Raw genomic sequence first — 17,680 nt, forward strand, 5'->3', positions numbered from 1 at the left:
TTGCCGCACGCAAAGCTGCTCAAGCCCACAGACAATCTGGAGATTGCCGAAACGCTGGCGCGCGCGTTCCAGAATGAATCGGGTTGGAGCTATGTCATCCCTGACCCAGCGTTACGCGCACGGCGGCTGACGGGGGCATTCCATTTGTTCCTGCGCGATGAACATCGCAAAGGCGCCGTGTTCGGCACGGACGGCATAGAAGCGGTTACCTTATGGCGCGGCCCCGGCCAAGCGCGCGATACCCTATTCGACACCGCGCGGCTCTTCATTCCCTTTGTGCAGCAATTGCGCTTCTCGATTTTACGCGGTCTTGAAATATCGCATTTGATCGAAAAGCATTTGCCGCAGGAACCTGTCTGGTATTTGCATTTTGCCGGTTGCGATCCCGCTTTTCAGGGCAAGGGATTTGGCGGTGCGGCAATCCGCGCAGGTTTAGACCGCGTCGATCAAGATGGCCTACCCGCCTATCTGGAAACCGCCGACGAACATAATATCCCTTTGTACCAAAGCTTTGGCTTTGCCATCAAACATAGCTGGCAAGTCCCCGAAGGCCCCCAATTTTGGGGCATGCAACGCCCCGGCAAAACGCGGCATTAAGCGCGCCGCGCCCCGCCCCTTGCCCTATACCTAAAACCCGCCTAACCTCGTAGCACGCACCAGGTCTGCGCGAGAGCGTGGATAATAGGGAAGCCGGCGGAAATCCGGCGCTGTTCCCGCAACTGTAACCGGCGAGCTTTTGCTCCATATGCCACTGGAAAAACGGGTGACCGTGAAACTGGGAAGGCGGAGCAAGCGCATTGACCCGGAAGCCAGGAGACCTGCCTGATTGCGGTTTGTCCTTTGTGCTTGCGGGACACTGGCGCAATCGGGGTTTGCCTCCGCGTGACGACATACTGTTGAACGTCATGCGAAGGAGAATGATCCATGACCCTGATAAAAACGACGGCAGCCGTGCTTGCGATGCTGCCCTTCACGGCCTTTGCGCAAACGGCAGAGGATGACATTGTCGTCACCGCCAGCGGCTTTGCCCAGCCGCGATCCGAAACCGGACAAGCCATCGACATTGTCGACCGCGACCGGTTGGAACAATTGCAAAGCCCAACCATCTCCGATGCCCTGCAAACCTTAGCGGGTGTCAGCATCGCCACGCGCGGCGGCCTTGGTGGGCAGAGCAGCGCCTTCATTCGCGGCGGGAGCAGCGCGCAAACCTTAGTGTTGATAGACGGCGTGCGGATCAATGACCTTTCCAGCCCCAATGGCGCGTTCGACTTTGGCGCGTTGATGACGGGCAATATTGGCCGCGTGGAGGTTTTGCGCGGGCCGAACGCAATCATCTGGGGCAGCCAAGCGATTGGCGGCGTCGTGAATGTCCAATCCATCGCGCCCGTGACCGGTTTTGAAGGCCGCTTCGGGGCGGAATATGGGGCCTATGATACCAAAAGGCTGAACGCCAATATTGCGGGCAGCAGTGGCGTATTGGAAGGCAGCGTCGGCGGTTCCTTTGTGAATAGCGACGGCATCTCCGCGCTGGCGGGTGGGACCGAACGCGATGGCTATGACAATCTGACGGGCAATGCGCGTTTGAAGGTCAATCTCAGCGACAGCTTCAATCTCGATTTCCGCAGTTATTACAATCGCGCGACAGTTGCATATGACACCGCCTTTGGCGTTGGGGCCAATGGCTTGCCCGTGTCGCACAACCGGCAATTTATCGGCTATGTCGGCGCGCAGTTCGACCTGCTGGATGGGCGCCTGCAAAACCGGATCGCTTATACCCGCACCGATATAAAGCGGGTGGGCACGGATCCCATTGTTTTCAGTTTCAACAATTTCAATGTGCGCGGCGCAATTGACCGCGCCGAATATCATGCAGCGTTTGACCTGAACGATGCGCTGACTTTCGTGGCGGGCGCGGAATATGAACGCAGCTTTGCCAGCACCGCTTTTGAGGGGGCTGCACCTGATATCGCCCGCAACACATTGGGCAGCGGATTTGGGCAAGTCATTGTGCGTCCCGCCTCCGGCCTGACGCTCACGGCGGGCATGCGGCATGATGCCTATGATGATTATGGCGGGCAAACGAGCTTTGGTGGCAACGCGGCCTTCACCCCCAATGACGGGCGGACAATGTTCCGCGCGACTTATGGCGAAGGGTTTCGCGCACCAACCTTGACCGAGGGGCAACCACCTTATGGCAATCCGGACCTTAAGCCCGAAACCGCGCGCAATTTCGACTTGGGCGTTGAACATCAATTTCTGGGCAATAAGGCGCAAATCTTCGCGACCTATTTCAACCGCCGCAGCGATGACCTGATTGCCTTTTCATCGGTCACGGGCCAATCGGAAAATATCGACAAGGTGACCGCTAAAGGGTTTGAGGCGGGTGTTAGCCTCACCCCCCTCGACACTGTGTATATAGAAGCAAGCTACACATTAGTGGACGCCATCAACCGCACGGCAGGCGCCAATTTTGGCAAGCGGCAAACATTGCGCCCGCAACACAGTGCCAGCCTGACCGCCGATTGGCAGACCCCGTTCGGCCTTTCCGTCGGAAGTAGTTTGCTTCTAATCGGCGACAGCTTCGACGATGCCGCGAACAACGTGCGTCTTAAAAGCTATGCATTATTCGGGCTGCGGGCGTCGATGCCACTGACCGACACGCTGGAGGTGTATAGCCGCATCGATAATCTGCTGGACGCCGATTATACGGTGGTCGCAGGCTATAACAGCTTTGGCCGCCATGCGACGATGGGCATCAGGGCCAAATTCTGATGCGCTTTGGCTTCTGCCTCCTTTCGGCATTTGCCTTGGCGGGATGTGCCAGTCAGCCCGCCATTGCGCCCCATGGCGTCGTGTCCAACAATCCGTGCATTGACTCTGTGCTCGCCGAAATTGCGTTGCCCGGCCAAGTCACGGCGGTCAGCGTCTATTCGCATGATCCCGATAGCGCGTCCGCACCTTTGGCATGGGCGCGGCAATTGCCCGCCATTGGCATCAGCGCAGAGGAATTATTATTGGCGCGGCCCAAAATCGTGCTCACCGGAAATCTGGCCAGCGGGGGCACCAATGCGCTGCTTGCGCGGGCGGGCATTAAATCGGTGGCCTTGGGGGTCGCGCCAACGGTCGCAGACGACATGCAACAGATCCGGACGATAGCGGCCCTACTCGACAGGCGTGATGCCGGAGAAGCCTTGATTTCCGACATTCAGGATTCTCTACCCAACACCCCATCTTCCGGTCCATCTGTGTCGGCGATTATCTGGCAAAATGGTGGATTTGTGGCGGGTAAAGGCACGTTGCAGGACGAATTACTGGCACGCCACGGCTTTCGCAACGCGAGCGCACAATATGGCCTATCCTCCTGGGGGATATTGCCATTAGAAACGCTGATGCGAAACCCGCCTCAGGTCATTTTCATGCCCACGCAACCGCGCGGTTCGGATGCCCGTGAGACGAGCGCGCGCCAGAAATTGCTAGCCCATTTGGGCGACCGCACGCGAATTGTCGATTTCCCCGACAGGCTGTTATTCTGCGGCGGCCCGACGATCATAAAAGTATCGGCTATAATAAAGAAAACCCGCGCGTCCTTCGCTAAGGATAAGCCATGAATACACGCAGCTTAACATCGTTCCTGTTGCTCCTTACGCTCGCGGCATTCCTACTGTCGTTGATGGCGGGGAAGGTCTGGATTTGGCCGACCTCTTGGGCGGCAGACAATGCCGATGGCTGGATTTTCCTCGAACTGCGCCTGCCCCGCGCGCTCCTTGGCCTTTGCATCGGCGCCGTGCTCGGGCTTTCAGGCGCGGTGCTACAGGGCTATCTGCGAAACCCGCTGGCGGACCCGACGGTACTAGGCGTGTCGGCCAGCGCGGCTTTGGGCGGCGTCGGGGCGATTTACCTTGGGCTCAACCTGCTGCCCTTCGGCTTATTCGCCTGCGCGATGTTAGGTGCAGGTTCTAGCATATTGTTATTGCTTGTAATTTCTCGGAACGGCGGCCCTATTGGTTTTATCTTGGGCGGCATGGTGCTGTCGACTTTGGCGGGCGCGCTCACCGCCTTTGTCATCAGCATCGCGCCGAACCCCTTTGCTGCGAGTGAGATTATTAACTGGCTGATGGGCGCGCTCACCGACCGCTTGATGGCCGATGTTGCAACAGCTTTGCCCTTTATGGCGCTGGGCGTCGCTTTATTGTTCTCCACCGGCCGCGCGCTGGATGCGCTGACCTTGGGCGAAAATGGCGCACGAAGCCTTGGTATCAACCTAGTCAGGCTGCAATGGATTATTGTTCTGGGCGTTGGACTTGCCGTCGGCGCCTCGGTCGCGGTGTCGGGTGTGGTGGGCTTTGTAGGTCTGATTATTCCGCACCTCATCCGCGCCATATATGGGGAGCAGCCATCGCAAATATTGCTGCCCTCGGCCCTGGGTGGCGCGATACTGACGCTGGTCGCCGATAGCCTTCTCCGGTTGCTCCCCGGCCCCAGCGAAGTGCGGCTGGGCATTGCCATGGCTGTGCTGGGCGCGCCCTTTTTCCTTTTGCTGTTGCTGCGCTACCGAAGGGGTAACGTATGACCCTGACCGTCCGAAATCTTGGCTTTTCTTATGGTCAAACGTGCATATTGGACGCGATTGACGTAACATTTGAAGCTGGAAAATTCACTGTCATTTTGGGCCCCAATGGCGCGGGTAAATCGACCTTGCTCGCCTGCCTTGCGGGGCTTTTGGAACCGCAGATAGGGAACGCCAGCCTGAATGGCGCCGACATCATCCGCATGGCCCCAACCACCCGCGCCCGTCACATCGGCCTGTTGCCCCAAGGCGCCGAAACGCATTGGGCAATCCCGTCCGAGGCTTTGGTTGCGCTGGGCCGCATTCCCCATATGCGTGGCGCTGGGCCATCAGCAGATGACCGCGAGGCCATAAAGGCCGCAATGTCGGCGACCGCCACCGAGGGCTTCGCAAATCGTCCAGTCACGCGGCTTTCGGGCGGCGAACGCGCCCGCGTTCTGCTGGCGCGCGTGCTGGCGGGAGAACTCGACTGGATATTGGCGGACGAACCGCTCGCGAACCTCGATCCGGGCTTTCAACTCGACATTCTGGCTTTGCTCCAGCGGCAGACGGAAGCAGGAAAAGGTGTCGTCGCGGTGCTGCACGACTTGCAATATGCGGTGCGCTTTGCCGACCATATACTGTTGCTGCATGAAGGTTCGCTATTTGCGCAAGGCAGCGTCGAAGACGTCATCACGCCGGCCAATCTGGCGCATGTTTACGGGATTGACGCGAATCTCTTCAAGGACGAGGAAGGGACAATACAGCTAAGCATCAAAGGCAAGGTCAGATTATGAAATATGCCCTCCCATTTATCGCGCTCTCGCTCTCCGGTTGCGCCATCAGCGTCACATCAACGTCGAATATAGCCCCTATTGCTCCACAGAGCGCGCAGGAGGCCCTTCGGCCTTATTACGCAACCTTAGGCACCCAATTGCCCAAGGCTTCGCCCAACCCCGTTCTGGCCGACGATACAGTGATCACGCGCTTTGCCTTTGGCAGTTGCCTAAACGAAAATCGCGACATGAAAATTTGGGACGTCATAGCTGCGCAAAATCCCCAGGCTTTCCTATTGATTGGTGACAATGTCTATGGCGACACAAGGCCCACCAATGGGGCCGATATCCCGACGCTGGCGGCAAGCTATAAAAAGCTGAACAGCCGCGCGGAATTTGATCGCTTCCGCCGCAGCGTGCCTATGATGACGGCATGGGACGATCATGATTATGGCGCCAATGACGCTGGCGGCGCTTTTGCTTTCAAAGAATGGGCGGAGAAAGCCTATGAAACTTATTGGGGTTCCTCGGACGAGGTAAAGTCGCGTCCCGGCGTGTATGAAAGCCGCATCGTCGGGCCAAAGGGCAAGCGCGTGCAGTTCATCATACTTGATGGCCGCTTTTTCCGTTCTGACCTTGCAACCATGCCCTATCGTGACCCGGGCCCAGCGCTGGGTTGGTATATTCCCAACATGGATCCCAAAGCGACGATATTGGGCCAAGCGCAGTGGGATTGGCTGGCGCAGGAACTGGAAAAACAAGCCGATGTTCGCTTCATCATTTCATCAACACAAGTCATCACCGACGCGCATAATTTCGAAGGCTGGACCAATTTTCCCAAGGAACGCGATCGTCTATATGCGTTGCTCGGTCAAAAGGGCGTGAACAACGCCATTTTCCTGACCGGTGACCGGCATAGCGGCGGTTTCTACAAGACCAATGCCCCCGGCCTGTCTAAACCCTTATGGGATTTTACATCCAGCTCGCTCAACTTCGCCTTTGGCAAGGGCGATGGAAGCGAACGGGAACCCGATCCGCGCCGGACAGGCGGGTTCTGGGGCATCCCGAACTTTGGGCAGATCGATATTGATTGGGCGACGAAGAAAGTGACGATGACGCTGCGTAAGGACGATGGCAGCGTGATAGAAACGCAAGTTGCTAATGCGGTTGATTAATCGCTGAATAATCGACAGCGGCGACCTTTTCCATCACTGCCGCGCGAATGGCCTGCGCCGTTGACAGCGGCAGGGCCACCATTTCCAGCGTGCCGCCTGCAACCCCGAATTTGAGCGATGCGAGGCCATAACGCCGCGCCAATGGCCCTTGCGCAATCTCTATGCTTTGTACCTTCACCTGCGGCGCAAGCGTCAATCGCTGACGCCACCAACCGCGCCGAAGGTATAGTTGCTGATCATCCAGCCCGAAGCGATATCTGCGCCAGTCAAGCCAGAGTAAGAGTGCGACAATGATCAACAACAGCATTGGCAACAATGTCGGCGCAAGGGGCGCATGGGCGAAAATCACCAACGCCCCCACCGCTATCAGCAACGGCGGCACAAACAGGAACCACTGAATTACCCAGTGCAATGCTGCACCTTTACGCAGCCGTTCGTCGCCATCAGGTGCGGCAATTCCTGCGGCCTGCGATATGCGCCACAGCTCGTCCAATGTGGCCAATGGCGCAGCGACATAATTGCTTTCTTCTTTGCTATCCTGCGCCAGGCTGACGAATTTCAGGCTGTGCCAACCGCGCCGTTTGCGGATCGGCCCCGTCTGCACAACCGCCGCCTGCACCCGATGCGTGGGCATCACAACATCGGTGAGTGTAAACAAACCGCGCTGCCGCCGGAAACCTTTTGTCGTCTGGGTTAAGCGGAACCCATGTTCGCGCAAAAATGTGCGGACAATGCCTGTGGCAAAGCCAATAAAAATCAGGCTGATCAACGCGCCAAAAGCCAGAATGAGATGCCCCGTTATGCCGACACCATTGAGCGTATTGACGCTCACACCGCTTTCTTCGGCGAGGCCCGCCCAGCGTTTAAAGTCCCAAAACTCGAACGGCAGCAGAAAATCAAACTGTTGGGCAAGGCCGCCAAGAACTGCAAAAATGACAAGTGAAAAGGAATAGATGCCAAGGATAAACACACGTTGATCGTCCATCGCGAAGATCGTTTCTGCATCCTCGGGTTCCGCCATATGTGGCACATCTTGCGCGACCACTTCGCCCGCCTTGCGCGCACGGATTAACGCGCGCAACCGGTTCGCTTCCTCCAAAGTGACGAAGCGCAAGGTTGCGTCATCACCATCGCCACCGCCGGTTTCAAACTTGACCTCGCTCAGCCCCATCATGCGCGCCAGCAACTTTTGCTCAATGCTCACATCCTGAATGCGGTCATAAGGTATCGAACGCGCTGTGCGACTCAACACGCCCTTTTCCACGCGAATGTCATCGTCACCCACATGATAGCGAAAACGCCGCCAAGCCAGCCAGCGGAAGAATAGACTGATCGCCAGCACAGCCGCGATCATGATTGGGATGAGCGCAGGATTATCTGATTTGCGTGCGCCAAAAACCGCAGCAAGCACAGGGAATAGCAATTGCGGTAGGCCCGAAACAAAACCGACAAACAGGCCGCTTATATGCAACCGTTCGCCGTCCTGTGCTGTCACCTCAGTCGGGGCATCGCTGATTTCGTTCACAACATTTCTTGCCGAATCGCCGCGCGAATGGTCTCCCGCATCGCCAAAGCGTCGGGATGCGCCAACCCCGGTAGCGCCACTGTGCTATTGTGATTACCAGCGGTGTGCACCGTCAGCGTTGCAAGGCCATAACGCCGGTCGATTGGGCCTTGGTCCACATCAATATGCTGGATCCGTGCAAAAGGAACAATCGTATCTCTGTAGAACATATATCCACGCACGACACGCAACCGGTCGGTTCCCATATCATAGCCCCAATGCCGATATTTGCGGGCGGGCACAGTAAAGACGACAAACGCATAGACCAAAAGAATGGGCACAAGAAAACTGCCGGGCGGTAGCAATTGTGCAAACTCCAGCACCCCTGCCCCAATCACAAATGGCAGCAAGCCAAGCGCAGTGGCTATCCGGCTCGTCGTTATAAATGCGGGGTCAAGCGGGGTAAGTTCCGGCAGATTGTCATTGTTCATACACCGGATATGCGCACGCTGTGTTGTGTTGGCAAGACGGTTTATCTTCCCATCTTTAGTCGATGGGGAGCATTATTCGTTACCTGGCCAAAGCGGTGTTGGCTTCATCCACCAGCTTCGCGATGATATCGACCACAGGCCGCTCGACATGGACCATACCCACCGACTGCCCAGCCATGACCGAACCATATTCGACATCGCCATCAATCACCGCGCGGCGCAGCGCCCCTGCCCAATATTTTTCGATCTCAAGCTGCGCCGTTTCCATGTCAATTTCGCCGCGATCAAGCATCGCTGCAATTTCCACCTGTTTCTTGGTGAATTCTTCGGTGCCCTTATTCTTCAAAGCCCGCACGGGGATGACAGGTAAGCGGGGATCAATCTGCACGCTGGCGACCGCATCGCGCGCATTGGCGCGCAGGAACGCTGCTTTGAAATTGGGGTGCGCGATGCTCTCATGTGCGCAGACAAAGCGCGTGCCCAATTGCACACCTGCTGCGCCCATCTCCAGATAGCTTGCAATCGCGCCGCCGCGTGCAATGCCGCCTGCGACGAAAATCGGCAATTGTTCGCCAAGCTCTGGTAAGATTTCCTGCGCCAATACGGACGTTGCGACTGGCCCAATATGGCCGCCTGCCTCACTGCCCTCAATGACCAGTGCATCTACGCCGGAGCGCGCGAATTTCTTCGCAAGCGTGAGCGCAGGGGCAAAGCAAATGACCTTCGCGCCAAAATCCTTAATGGCCTCAATACTGCCCTTGGGCGGGAGACCACCAGCCAGCACAACATGGCTTACCTGGTGGCGCGCGCATATCGCAATCAAGTCCATAATCTGCGGATGCATGGTGATCAGATTCACGCCAAAAGGCTTGGACGTAAGCGCTTTAGTCGCGGCAATTTCTGTGTCCAACAACGCAGGTGTCATCGCGCCACAGGCAATGACGCCAAAGCCACCCGCATTGGAAATGGCCGACACAAGGTTGCGTTCAGACACCCAAGACATAGCCCCGCACATAATCGCGACCTCGCAGCCCAAAAAGTCCGTGCCGCGTTGCATGAGATGTTGGAGTTTAGTCATATATTAGAACCATATTTTGCTCACGCAGAGGCGGAAGAAGTTCCTCACTCCGCATCCAACCCATAAGCCGTATGCAACACCCGCACAGCCAGTTCGGTTTCATCCTCGTCAATCAACACGCTGACTTTGATTTCGGACGTTGAAATTGCCTGAATGTTGATTTTGCGGTCCGCAAGACTGCTGAACATCGTCGAGGCAACACCGGCATGGCTTTTCATACCAACGCCGACCACCGAAATTTTCGCGACCTTGGTGTCCGGAATCAGGCGGTTATAGCCAATGGCATCGCGGCGGTTTTCCAATATGTCCGTGCAACGCGCAAGGTCAGCTTGCGGGCAAGTGAAGGTCACGTCGGTCTCGCCTTTATCGCGGCCAACGTTTTGAATAATCATATCTACGTTGATGTTGGCGTCGGCCAAAGGCGTGAAAATATTGGCCACCGCGCCCGGACGGTCGGGAACGCGGGTAAGTGTTATTTTCGCTTCATTCTTGTCATGCGCGATGCCGGTGATCAGTTGGCGTTCCACTTGGCTATTCTCCAATTCTGCGTCGGTCACGATCATCGTGCCGGGGATGCTGTCGGCGTCAGGGGCACTGTCGTCAACGAAAGAGGACAGCACTTGAACCCGCACGCCTTCCTTCATCGCAAGGCCGACCGAGCGGGTTTGCAATACCTTTGAGCCAACGGAGGCCAGCTCAAGCATTTCTTCGTACGTGACGGCTTTAAGCTTGCGCGCTCGGGCCACGATGCGCGGGTCTGTGGTGTAAACACCGTCGACATCGGTATAAATATCGCAACGGTCGGCCTTTACCGCCGCAGCCACGGCAACCGCCGATGTGTCCGACCCGCCACGCCCCAATGTCGTGACACGGTTGTTATCGGTTAGTCCCTGAAACCCTGGAATGACGGCGATATTACCCGCCTTCATCGACGCGAGTAAATCGTCGGTATCAATCGACCCGATCCGCGCCTTGGCATGGGCATCATCGGTATGGATGGGCATTTGCCATCCCAACCAACTGCGTGCTTCACAGCCCAGCGCTTGCAAGGTGATGGCCAGCAAGCCAGCGGTAATTTGCTCGCCTGCCGCCACGACCACATCATATTCAGCGGGATCATACAGCGCATTTGCTTCGCGACAGAAATTAACAAGGCGGTCCGTATCGCCAGCCATGGCGGAAACGACTACAGCGACTTCATCGCCGCGTTCGGCCTGACGCTTCACCAATTGGGCAACGCGGCGGATGCGTTCGGTGCCGGCCATTGACGTGCCGCCAAATTTCATAACTATGCGCGCCATGCAAACCTTCAATAATTGCTATATTACAATCGCAGGTCCTGATAGGGACAGGATATGACAAACGCAAGCTTGCCCGAGACAATTAATGCTGCGGAAGCCGCGCATTTTGGCGCCCTAGCCGCGGAATGGTGGGACCCAAAGGGCAGCTCTGCGATGCTGCATAAGCTAAACCCTGTGCGATTGCGCTTTATCCGGTCTGCAATCGATGCGCATTTTGGCAGTGATGACAAATCGCGACATCCACTTGTTGGCAAAAATGCGCTGGATGTCGGCTGCGGCGCTGGTTTGCTGTGCGAACCACTCGCGCGGCTTGGCGCGGACGTTACCGGCGTTGATGCTGCGCCTGAAAATATCGCGGCAGCAAAGGCACATGCGGCGGTTTCCGGACTTGCCATTAACTATCGCGCTGGCGAAATCGCTGCGCAGGGCCTTGGCCAGTTTGACGTCGTGACCTGCATGGAGGTGATCGAACATGTTATGGATCCGGTTGCCTTTATTGCTGAATTAGTCCGTCACCTTAGGCCCGATGGGTTATTGCTGCTTTCAACGCCCAACCGCACAGTAGCGTCGCGTTTGTTTCTGGTGGAGGCCGCTGAACGGCTGGGCCAAGTCCCCCGCGGTACGCATGATTGGGACAAGTTCCTAACGCCGGAAGAATTGACCGCCTTGTTGACCGATGCGGGACTGGAGGTGGTCGACATGCAAGGCATCGCCTTTTCACCAATGTCAGGACTGCATTTAAGCGACAATAAGGCGTTGAATTATATTTTGAGCGCACGATTGCGGGGTTAGTTACCTTTATCGCGTTACCCCAAAACAAGTTCGGGATGACGGTTTTTCAAATTAGCCTGCGATTTAAACGCGCATTAATCATATCCCATATCGGCATATTGATCATCGGCTAAATCGCTAAAGCGCGTAATTTTCGCTTCAAACTTCATTCGCACGCGTCCGGTTGAACCATGGCGTTGCTTGGAGATAATAAGCTCTGCGATACCGTGGATCCGTTCCATTTTTTCGTTCCAGGCTTCAAATGCGGGTGTGCCCTCATCGGGTTTCTTCATAAGCTCATAATAATCTTCGCGGTAGACGAACCACACCATATCAGCGTCCTGCTCGATCGAACCCGATTCACGCAAATCGGACAACATCGGCGTCTTGTCTTCGCGCTGTTCGACCGCACGGCTTAGCTGAGATAGCGCAACTACCGGAATGCTCAATTCTTTTGCCAGCGTTTTCAGACCACGACTAATCTCCGAAATTTCATTGACGCGGTTGTCGTTCGCACGACTGGAACCTTGGAGAAGTTGTAAATAGTCCACAACGATCAAGCCAATCCCGTGCCGCCGCTGCAACCGCCGCGCGCGGGTGCGCAATGCAGCGATGGTGAGTGCGGGCGTATCATCAATATAGAGCGGCAATTCCTGCAATTCACGCGATGCGCGCGACAATTCGCGGAAGTCGTCACGGGAAATTTTACCCATGCGCAACAGTTCGGAACTAATCCCCGATTGTTCGGCCAAAATACGTGTCGCCAACTGGTCGGCGGACATTTCGAGGCTGAAAAACGCTACTTTTGCGCCAGATCCCTTCGATTCTTCAATGCCGTCTTCACGTTCCTGTACCCAACGCCGCGCCGCATTGAACGCAATATTGGTGGCCAATGATGTCTTACCCATGCCGGGACGCCCTGCCAAAATCACAAGGTCGGAATTGTGCAAGCCGCCGCATTTGGCGTTGATACTGCTCAGGCCCGTCGTGATACCCGAAAGGCTGCCACCCGAGTTAAGCGCCTTCTCAACATTTTTGATGGCCTCCGTCGACGCGGTAAGAAAGCTCTTCATGGAGCCAGTTTCGCCTTCGCCTTCTGCAACTTTGTATAAAGCGCTTTCCGCGGCCTCGATCTGCCCCTTTGGATCCACGCTTTCGCTTGTGTCTAAGGCGTTGTCGACCAAGGTCCGGCCCACCGTCACAAGCTCACGCAGCAGGGCCAAATCGTATATCTGTTGGGCAAAATCGCGCGCGCCAATCAAACCGGCGCCATCGGCGGTGAGCTTGATGAGATAGCCTGGCCCACCCAGTTCACGCATCGCCTCATCCGCTTCGAAAAATGGCTTCAGCGTCACCGGCGTGACCAGCATGTTACGGTCCATGAGACGCTGGATTTGGTCAAAAATCCGCCCATGCAACGGTTCAAAAAAATGATCGGGCTGCAGTTTGATCGATACATCCTCGATAATGCGGTTATCGATAAGTATAGCACCCAAAAATGCTGCTTCCGCCTCAATATTGCGTGGTAAGCGTTGGGGTTCAGCTTCATGTGCTGCGGAAAGTCTGATCAATTCGGCCATGCCTTCCTATCCTTTACCGCACGCCGCTGCGCAAGAGGCCCAAAAAAGAAGTGCGGGGATATGGCTGTGGACAATATTTTGCATAACCCAGTCGCCCGTATCTCGTTAACCTCTTGCCCCAAAAATATCTGAAGCTAACACAGCATCATGGCGGACCCGCGCATCATCAAAGTTGAATTGGACGAAGCAACGATCTTGCGGCGCAATGCCGATATTGAACAAGAACGCCGCGTCGCGATTTTCGATCTGATTGAAGATAATTTCTTCAAACCGCTGCGCGACATGGGCGACGGCTATGCGGGGCCGTATCATTTGAGCATTAGCGTCGCAGAGGGCCGCCTCATCCTCGATATCCACCGCGAAGATGGAACGCCGCACGAAATCTTGGTGCTGGGTCTAGGGCGTTTTCGTCGGCCGGTGAAGGATTATTTCGCTATATGCGACAGCTATTACCAAGCCATTCGCAAGGCGAGTGCGGCGGAAATTGAAACCATCGATATGGCGCGGCGCGGGGTACATAATGAAGGCGCGGAACTATTGATGGAGCGGCTTGATGGTAAAGTCGAAGTCGATTTCGCCACCGCCCGCCGACTATTTACGCTTATCTGCGTGTTGCACATTAAAACTTAGGGTCAGCGCGCCATTACGCCTCTCGACTTTGCGAGGCTGGAGAGCCTATTAATGGCGTCGAATCAAGGGGTTTAAACGGGGCTGCATGCTAAAGCGAAATCGCAAATTGATCCGCTGGATTTTGGTCCTACTGGGTTTAGCTCTTTCGGGCTATGCGGCGTGGACCTATGCCACCGGGTGGGCCCCATCGCGCAATAGCTATCCCGTGCAGGGCATCGTCGCGAACGCAAGCAATGGTCAACCCAAATGGTCGGAATTAGCCGCAACGGGGGTCGATTTCGCTTATATTACCGCCGTCGAAGGCGCACGCGGCCGCGATCCGCAGTTTGAAACCAATCTGGCCGCGGTGCAGGAAGCGGGCATTCGTTTTGGTGCGCTGCATCATTATGACCTGTGCCGGTCGGCGTCCGAACAGGCGACGATGTTTATCACCAGCGTACCCCGCAACGACCGCGCGTTGCCACCCGCGGTGCAGATGGATTTTGCCGAAGGCTGTAAAAGCCGTCCGAACCGCGCCTTGATTTTGGCGGAATTGGCAACATTCCTGAACCAGATTGAGGCGCATAGCGGCACCCCTGCAATCCTGTTACTAACGCCCGATTTCGAAGAGGAATACCAAGTGAGCAAGTCGATTGACCGTAATATCTGGCTCGAGGGCAATGGCATTTCCCCCGATTATTCGGCGCGCCCTTGGGTGATGTGGACCGCAAATAGCCACCGCCGCGTCAGTGGCATTGACGGCGCGGTGCGCTGGGTCGTGGTGCGCAAATGAGCGCGATGACAAAACGCTTGGTCCAAGCCGCCATAGACGCGGCCAAGTCCGCTTATGCGCCTTATTCCAATTTCCATGTGGGCGCGGCATTGTTGCTCGACAATCATGAGATTGTGACCGGCAGCAACTTTGAAAATGCCAGCTATGGCATGACCTTATGCGCCGAAACCGTGGCCATTTCTAAAGCCAATAGTGACGGCCAATTGCGCGCGATCCGCGAAATTGCGGTCGCCGGCGGCTTGGCCGGACATGTTGGCGCTGGCGCTGACCCCATTACGCCCTGTGGTCGTTGCCGTCAGATAATAAAGGAAGTGGCGGACCTCACAGACACCGACATTCCGGTGCATTGCGCCCATGCGACGGGCTATACGACATTTCGTTTGTCCGAATTGCTGCCGCACGGCTTTGGTCCAGCCAACTTAAAATAGGTCTGCCAGTGCGCCGCCAAGATACGCACAATTTTTTCGTGCCGAACACTTGCATGCGCGTCGCAGTATGGCAAAAGCGGAACGGTTAACAGGGAGTGATTATGTCCATATTGTCTGACATCTGGATCCGCGAACAAGCGCAAGCGACGGGCATGATTGAACCCTTTGTCGAGGCGCAGCGCCGTGATGGCTGCATAAGCTATGGCCTCTCTTCTTATGGCTATGACGCGCGCGTGGCCGACGAGTTCAAGATTTTCACCAATGTAGATAGCTCCATCGTCGACCCCAAGGAATTTGACCCGAAAAGCTTCGTGGATCGCAAGACCGATGTCTGCATCATCCCGCCCAACAGCTTTGCCTTGGCCCGCACCGTCGAATATTTCCGCGTGCCGCGCGATGTGCTCGTCATCTGCCTTGGCAAGAGCACTTATGCCCGCTGCGGCATCATCGTGAACGTCACGCCATTGGAACCCGGCTGGGAAGGCCATGTGACTTTGGAGTTCAGCAACACCACGCCTCTACCCGCCAAAATCTACGCCAATGAAGGCGCATGCCAGTTCCTATTCCTAAAAGGCGAGCAGCCCTGCGAAACCAGCTACGCCGACCGCGCAGGCAAATATATGGGCCAACGTGGGGTCACATTGCCGAAATTGTGACGGGGGCATGAAGACCTGAATGGCGGGAAGTTTGTGGGGTGCGGAGGGTTCGGTTTTGGACAAAAAAGCTTAAAAGCAGATCTCCCTTAAAACTGTTCGACCTGCCGCCGTTGCGCGACACGGCCTGCAATCTGACCATCAAGCAAACGCATCAGCGTCTTTGACCTTTCACGATGCCGTTCGCCACGAAGTTCAAAAAGCCGCTTGAATTGCCTGTTTGGCAATTTGGTTCGGTCGCCAACAACAATTACGCCTGTTACTTCCGCCGGACTATCGATCAGGCTAAGCTCCTTGTCGGCTTTAATCTTCATACCATGTTTGTGAATCGCCTGCTTGATTTCCCAAATCACCTTTTTAGGAACAATGGGGCCGGAAATCGTAATGTCGTCGGCGTAAATGCTGTGCTTTAACGCTGCCTTTGAAACTGATTGCTCAATTTCGCGCCACATGTCCAAATTCGAGAAATAGGCAAGTACAGGACTACACGGCGAACCTTGAGGCAAACACTGCTGCAAAGTCGTCAGGTGAACGAGGATCGCTGTCACATCAGGCGAGCATTCGAGCTTACGCTGAAAGAAATGTGCGACGTTGTTAGCTGTACAGCTAGGAAAATAGTCGGCAATATCTAAGAGCCAAAACGCTTTCGATCCTCGGTGGCAAGCTGCGTTGCCGACGTAAGAACGCCCCTTAACAGGACTGAACAACCAATCTGGAGGCGTTATACGCCCCAGCAGATTTGCAATCCGCGACTGAATAGCCTTTAGGCCGCCGTCTGGAATGTCAATTGGGCGGTAGAGATGGGCAATGTCAGCTGACGGTTCATCATCAAGCCAATTGTTTTTTAGCTTCTTGTGCTTCCAGCAACGCTCATAGAGATCGTTTCGCGACGCGATAGTAGCAAGCGTAGTTTCAGAAACGTGCAGCAACTTTGCTAAATCTTTGCGTCTTCGTAAACGGAAGAACGGGCTATCTCGTAAAGTGTATGGTACTGCTCTATGCCGCGTTGGCATCTGCTTTCCTCTCGATGAAGCCAAGCAAATCGAGCACGGAGGACGCAACCATGGTTCGCGCTTTTTCGCCGCGTTTCGCAGCAGGAAGCTCTTCAGCAAAGAACATGATCGCCGAAACCGGAATTCGAAATTCCGTAGAGTATTTGTCAACCAACTCCAATGATGGTGTCTTAGCGCCGCTTTCAATCTCTGAAATATGGGACTTTGAGACTTTCAGGCGTTCGGCCAGCTCAAATTGCTTCAAGTCGTGAAACACACGGATCAATCTAAGGGCTTCGTTTATCATCTCAATTCCTAACATTCGTTCGAAGTAGATATTAGGTTGGCGGTTTACTCGAAGAGATCGAAAATCCTTAGGACCGACCGCATAAAACGATAGATCAAGAAACCCACCGAAACGATGAGCCTCCATGTATTTGGGTTCTTCAATTTCTTCCAGAACCCACGACGCTGCTCAAGAGGTTTACCTCGCAGCTCACGTCGCCGCCGCCGTCGGTATGTGATCTTAGAAAAAGCCAATGCTTTTCTCCTTGTTCGCCTTGGTGACCAACTCGGAATGAGCGATCTGGCCAAGGATTCTCGTCGAACAAGGACGGACCCGACAACTAAACCATTTATCTAGAGACGATAGCAATTCTCGCTATCGTCTCTGCTTCGCTCGCCGTCGTCCGCGCATCCCCGTCGCCGGGGCCATCGCGGCCTGTGCGAATGAAGTGTCAGAGAGCTTTCGCTCTCCACGCTCGGACTAACGTCAAAGCTGAATATGAGAACTTGTTCCGTTATTCACACTGCACTTTAATGCGTCATCATTTTTGTGATTGCAAGTAAAAAATTCGCTTTAAGCGAATTATAGTTTGAAAATTACGATTTGGATTCTGTCGGACAGTTAGGGCCGCTTTGGGTGATGTTGCACCATTCGCCGAGCGACCGCGACATTGCCGCAAACCGACCTACAGCAAAAA

18 protein-coding genes and 1 riboswitch are annotated in these 17,680 nt (G+C 55.4%); of the genes, 11 read left to right on the forward strand and 7 right to left on the reverse strand.

The genetic code is table 11. From position 1 onward, the window contains the following. The 6 genes from D7D48_RS07680 to D7D48_RS07705 all read left to right on the forward strand — a co-directional run bounded on the left by D7D48_RS07680 (window position 1) and on the right by D7D48_RS07705 (window position 6,497). Window positions 1-597 carry a GNAT family N-acetyltransferase gene (locus tag D7D48_RS07680; RefSeq protein WP_185739807.1) on the forward strand — a complete coding sequence of 199 codons (597 nt, stop codon included), beginning with the start codon at window positions 1-3 and terminating at the stop codon, window positions 595-597. A gap of 44 nt (window positions 598-641) precedes the next feature. Then, window positions 642-840: riboswitch (cobalamin riboswitch) on the forward strand. Window positions 841-924: 84 nt separating this feature from the next. Further along, the gene (locus tag D7D48_RS07685) at window positions 925-2,772 is read left to right on the forward strand and encodes a TonB-dependent receptor plug domain-containing protein (RefSeq protein WP_125230709.1); all 1,848 of its coding nucleotides are present in this window, start codon (window positions 925-927) and stop codon (window positions 2,770-2,772) included. Next, window positions 2,772-3,608 (forward strand): ABC transporter substrate-binding protein, encoded by an 837-nt coding sequence (locus tag D7D48_RS07690; RefSeq protein WP_125230710.1) that lies wholly within the window; start codon window positions 2,772-2,774, stop codon window positions 3,606-3,608. The genes D7D48_RS07685 and D7D48_RS07690 overlap by 1 nt, the downstream gene beginning before the upstream one ends. After that, on the forward strand, window positions 3,605-4,570 hold the full coding sequence (locus D7D48_RS07695) for a FecCD family ABC transporter permease (RefSeq protein WP_125230711.1): 966 nt from the start codon (window positions 3,605-3,607) through the stop codon (window positions 4,568-4,570). The genes D7D48_RS07690 and D7D48_RS07695 overlap by 4 nt, the downstream gene beginning before the upstream one ends. Continuing rightward, a complete protein-coding gene (locus D7D48_RS07700; RefSeq protein ID WP_125230712.1) occupies window positions 4,567-5,343 on the forward strand; it encodes an ABC transporter ATP-binding protein in 777 nt (258 codons plus the stop codon). Before D7D48_RS07695 ends, D7D48_RS07700 begins: the two co-directional genes overlap by 4 nt. Next, window positions 5,340-6,497 (forward strand): alkaline phosphatase D family protein, encoded by a 1,158-nt coding sequence (locus D7D48_RS07705; protein WP_125230713.1) that lies wholly within the window; start codon window positions 5,340-5,342, stop codon window positions 6,495-6,497. The genes D7D48_RS07700 and D7D48_RS07705 overlap by 4 nt, the downstream gene beginning before the upstream one ends. Here D7D48_RS07705 and D7D48_RS07710 read toward each other — a convergent pair. From D7D48_RS07710 to D7D48_RS07725, 4 genes are all read right to left on the reverse strand, one after another. Next, a complete protein-coding gene (locus tag D7D48_RS07710; protein WP_125230714.1) occupies window positions 6,481-8,022 on the reverse strand; it encodes a PH domain-containing protein in 1,542 nt (513 codons plus the stop codon). The genes D7D48_RS07705 and D7D48_RS07710 overlap by 17 nt on opposite strands. Further along, on the reverse strand, window positions 8,019-8,492 hold the full coding sequence (locus tag D7D48_RS07715; protein ID WP_125230715.1) for a PH domain-containing protein: 474 nt from the start codon (window positions 8,490-8,492) through the stop codon (window positions 8,019-8,021). The genes D7D48_RS07710 and D7D48_RS07715 overlap by 4 nt, the downstream gene beginning before the upstream one ends. 79 nt (window positions 8,493-8,571) lie before the next feature. Further along, window positions 8,572-9,570: an NAD(P)H-dependent flavin oxidoreductase gene (locus D7D48_RS07720; RefSeq protein WP_125230716.1), complete on the reverse strand. Its 999-nt coding sequence runs from the start codon at window positions 9,568-9,570 to the stop codon at window positions 8,572-8,574. A 44-nt stretch (window positions 9,571-9,614) separates the two neighbouring features. Continuing rightward, window positions 9,615-10,871 (reverse strand): aspartate kinase, encoded by a 1,257-nt coding sequence (locus D7D48_RS07725; protein ID WP_125230717.1) that lies wholly within the window; start codon window positions 10,869-10,871, stop codon window positions 9,615-9,617. Window positions 10,872-10,925: 54 nt separating this feature from the next. Between D7D48_RS07725 and ubiG the strand changes: the two genes are divergently transcribed. Further along, a complete protein-coding gene (ubiG, locus tag D7D48_RS07730; protein ID WP_125230718.1) occupies window positions 10,926-11,663 on the forward strand; it encodes a bifunctional 2-polyprenyl-6-hydroxyphenol methylase/3-demethylubiquinol 3-O-methyltransferase UbiG in 738 nt (245 codons plus the stop codon). Window positions 11,664-11,737: 74 nt separating this feature from the next. Here ubiG and D7D48_RS07735 read toward each other — a convergent pair whose 3' ends face one another. Next, on the reverse strand, window positions 11,738-13,222 hold the full coding sequence (locus D7D48_RS07735; RefSeq protein WP_125230719.1) for a replicative DNA helicase: 1,485 nt from the start codon (window positions 13,220-13,222) through the stop codon (window positions 11,738-11,740). Between the two features lie 147 nt (window positions 13,223-13,369). On the opposite strand from D7D48_RS07735, the gene D7D48_RS07740 reads away from it, so the two are divergent. The 4 genes from D7D48_RS07740 (at window position 13,370) to dcd (ending at window position 15,708) form a co-directional block, all read left to right on the forward strand. Continuing rightward, the gene (locus tag D7D48_RS07740) at window positions 13,370-13,852 is read left to right on the forward strand and encodes a UPF0262 family protein (protein ID WP_125230720.1); all 483 of its coding nucleotides are present in this window, start codon (window positions 13,370-13,372) and stop codon (window positions 13,850-13,852) included. Between the two features lie 85 nt (window positions 13,853-13,937). After that, window positions 13,938-14,624, forward strand: coding sequence for a glycoside hydrolase family 25 protein (locus D7D48_RS07745; protein ID WP_125230721.1), 687 nt, complete (start codon window positions 13,938-13,940; stop codon window positions 14,622-14,624). Further along, window positions 14,621-15,052, forward strand: coding sequence for a cytidine deaminase (locus D7D48_RS07750; protein ID WP_125230722.1), 432 nt, complete (start codon window positions 14,621-14,623; stop codon window positions 15,050-15,052). The genes D7D48_RS07745 and D7D48_RS07750 overlap by 4 nt, the downstream gene beginning before the upstream one ends. Before the next feature lie 101 nt (window positions 15,053-15,153). Beyond that, a complete protein-coding gene (dcd, locus tag D7D48_RS07755; RefSeq protein WP_125230723.1) occupies window positions 15,154-15,708 on the forward strand; it encodes a dCTP deaminase in 555 nt (184 codons plus the stop codon). An 86-nt stretch (window positions 15,709-15,794) separates the two neighbouring features. Here the strand turns inward: dcd and D7D48_RS07760 are convergent, their stop codons facing one another. Next, window positions 15,795-16,718 carry a reverse transcriptase family protein gene (locus D7D48_RS07760; protein WP_125230724.1) on the reverse strand — a complete coding sequence of 308 codons (924 nt, stop codon included), beginning with the start codon at window positions 16,716-16,718 and terminating at the stop codon, window positions 15,795-15,797. Continuing rightward, window positions 16,702-17,130 carry a helix-turn-helix transcriptional regulator gene (locus D7D48_RS07765; protein ID WP_245964378.1) on the reverse strand — a complete coding sequence of 143 codons (429 nt, stop codon included), beginning with the start codon at window positions 17,128-17,130 and terminating at the stop codon, window positions 16,702-16,704. The genes D7D48_RS07760 and D7D48_RS07765 overlap by 17 nt, the downstream gene beginning before the upstream one ends. Between the last annotated feature and the right edge of the window lie 550 nt (window positions 17,131-17,680).

This window comes from Sphingorhabdus wooponensis, from assembly GCF_003933235.1.
GTDB lineage: Bacteria > Pseudomonadota > Alphaproteobacteria > Sphingomonadales > Sphingomonadaceae > Sphingorhabdus_B > Sphingorhabdus_B wooponensis.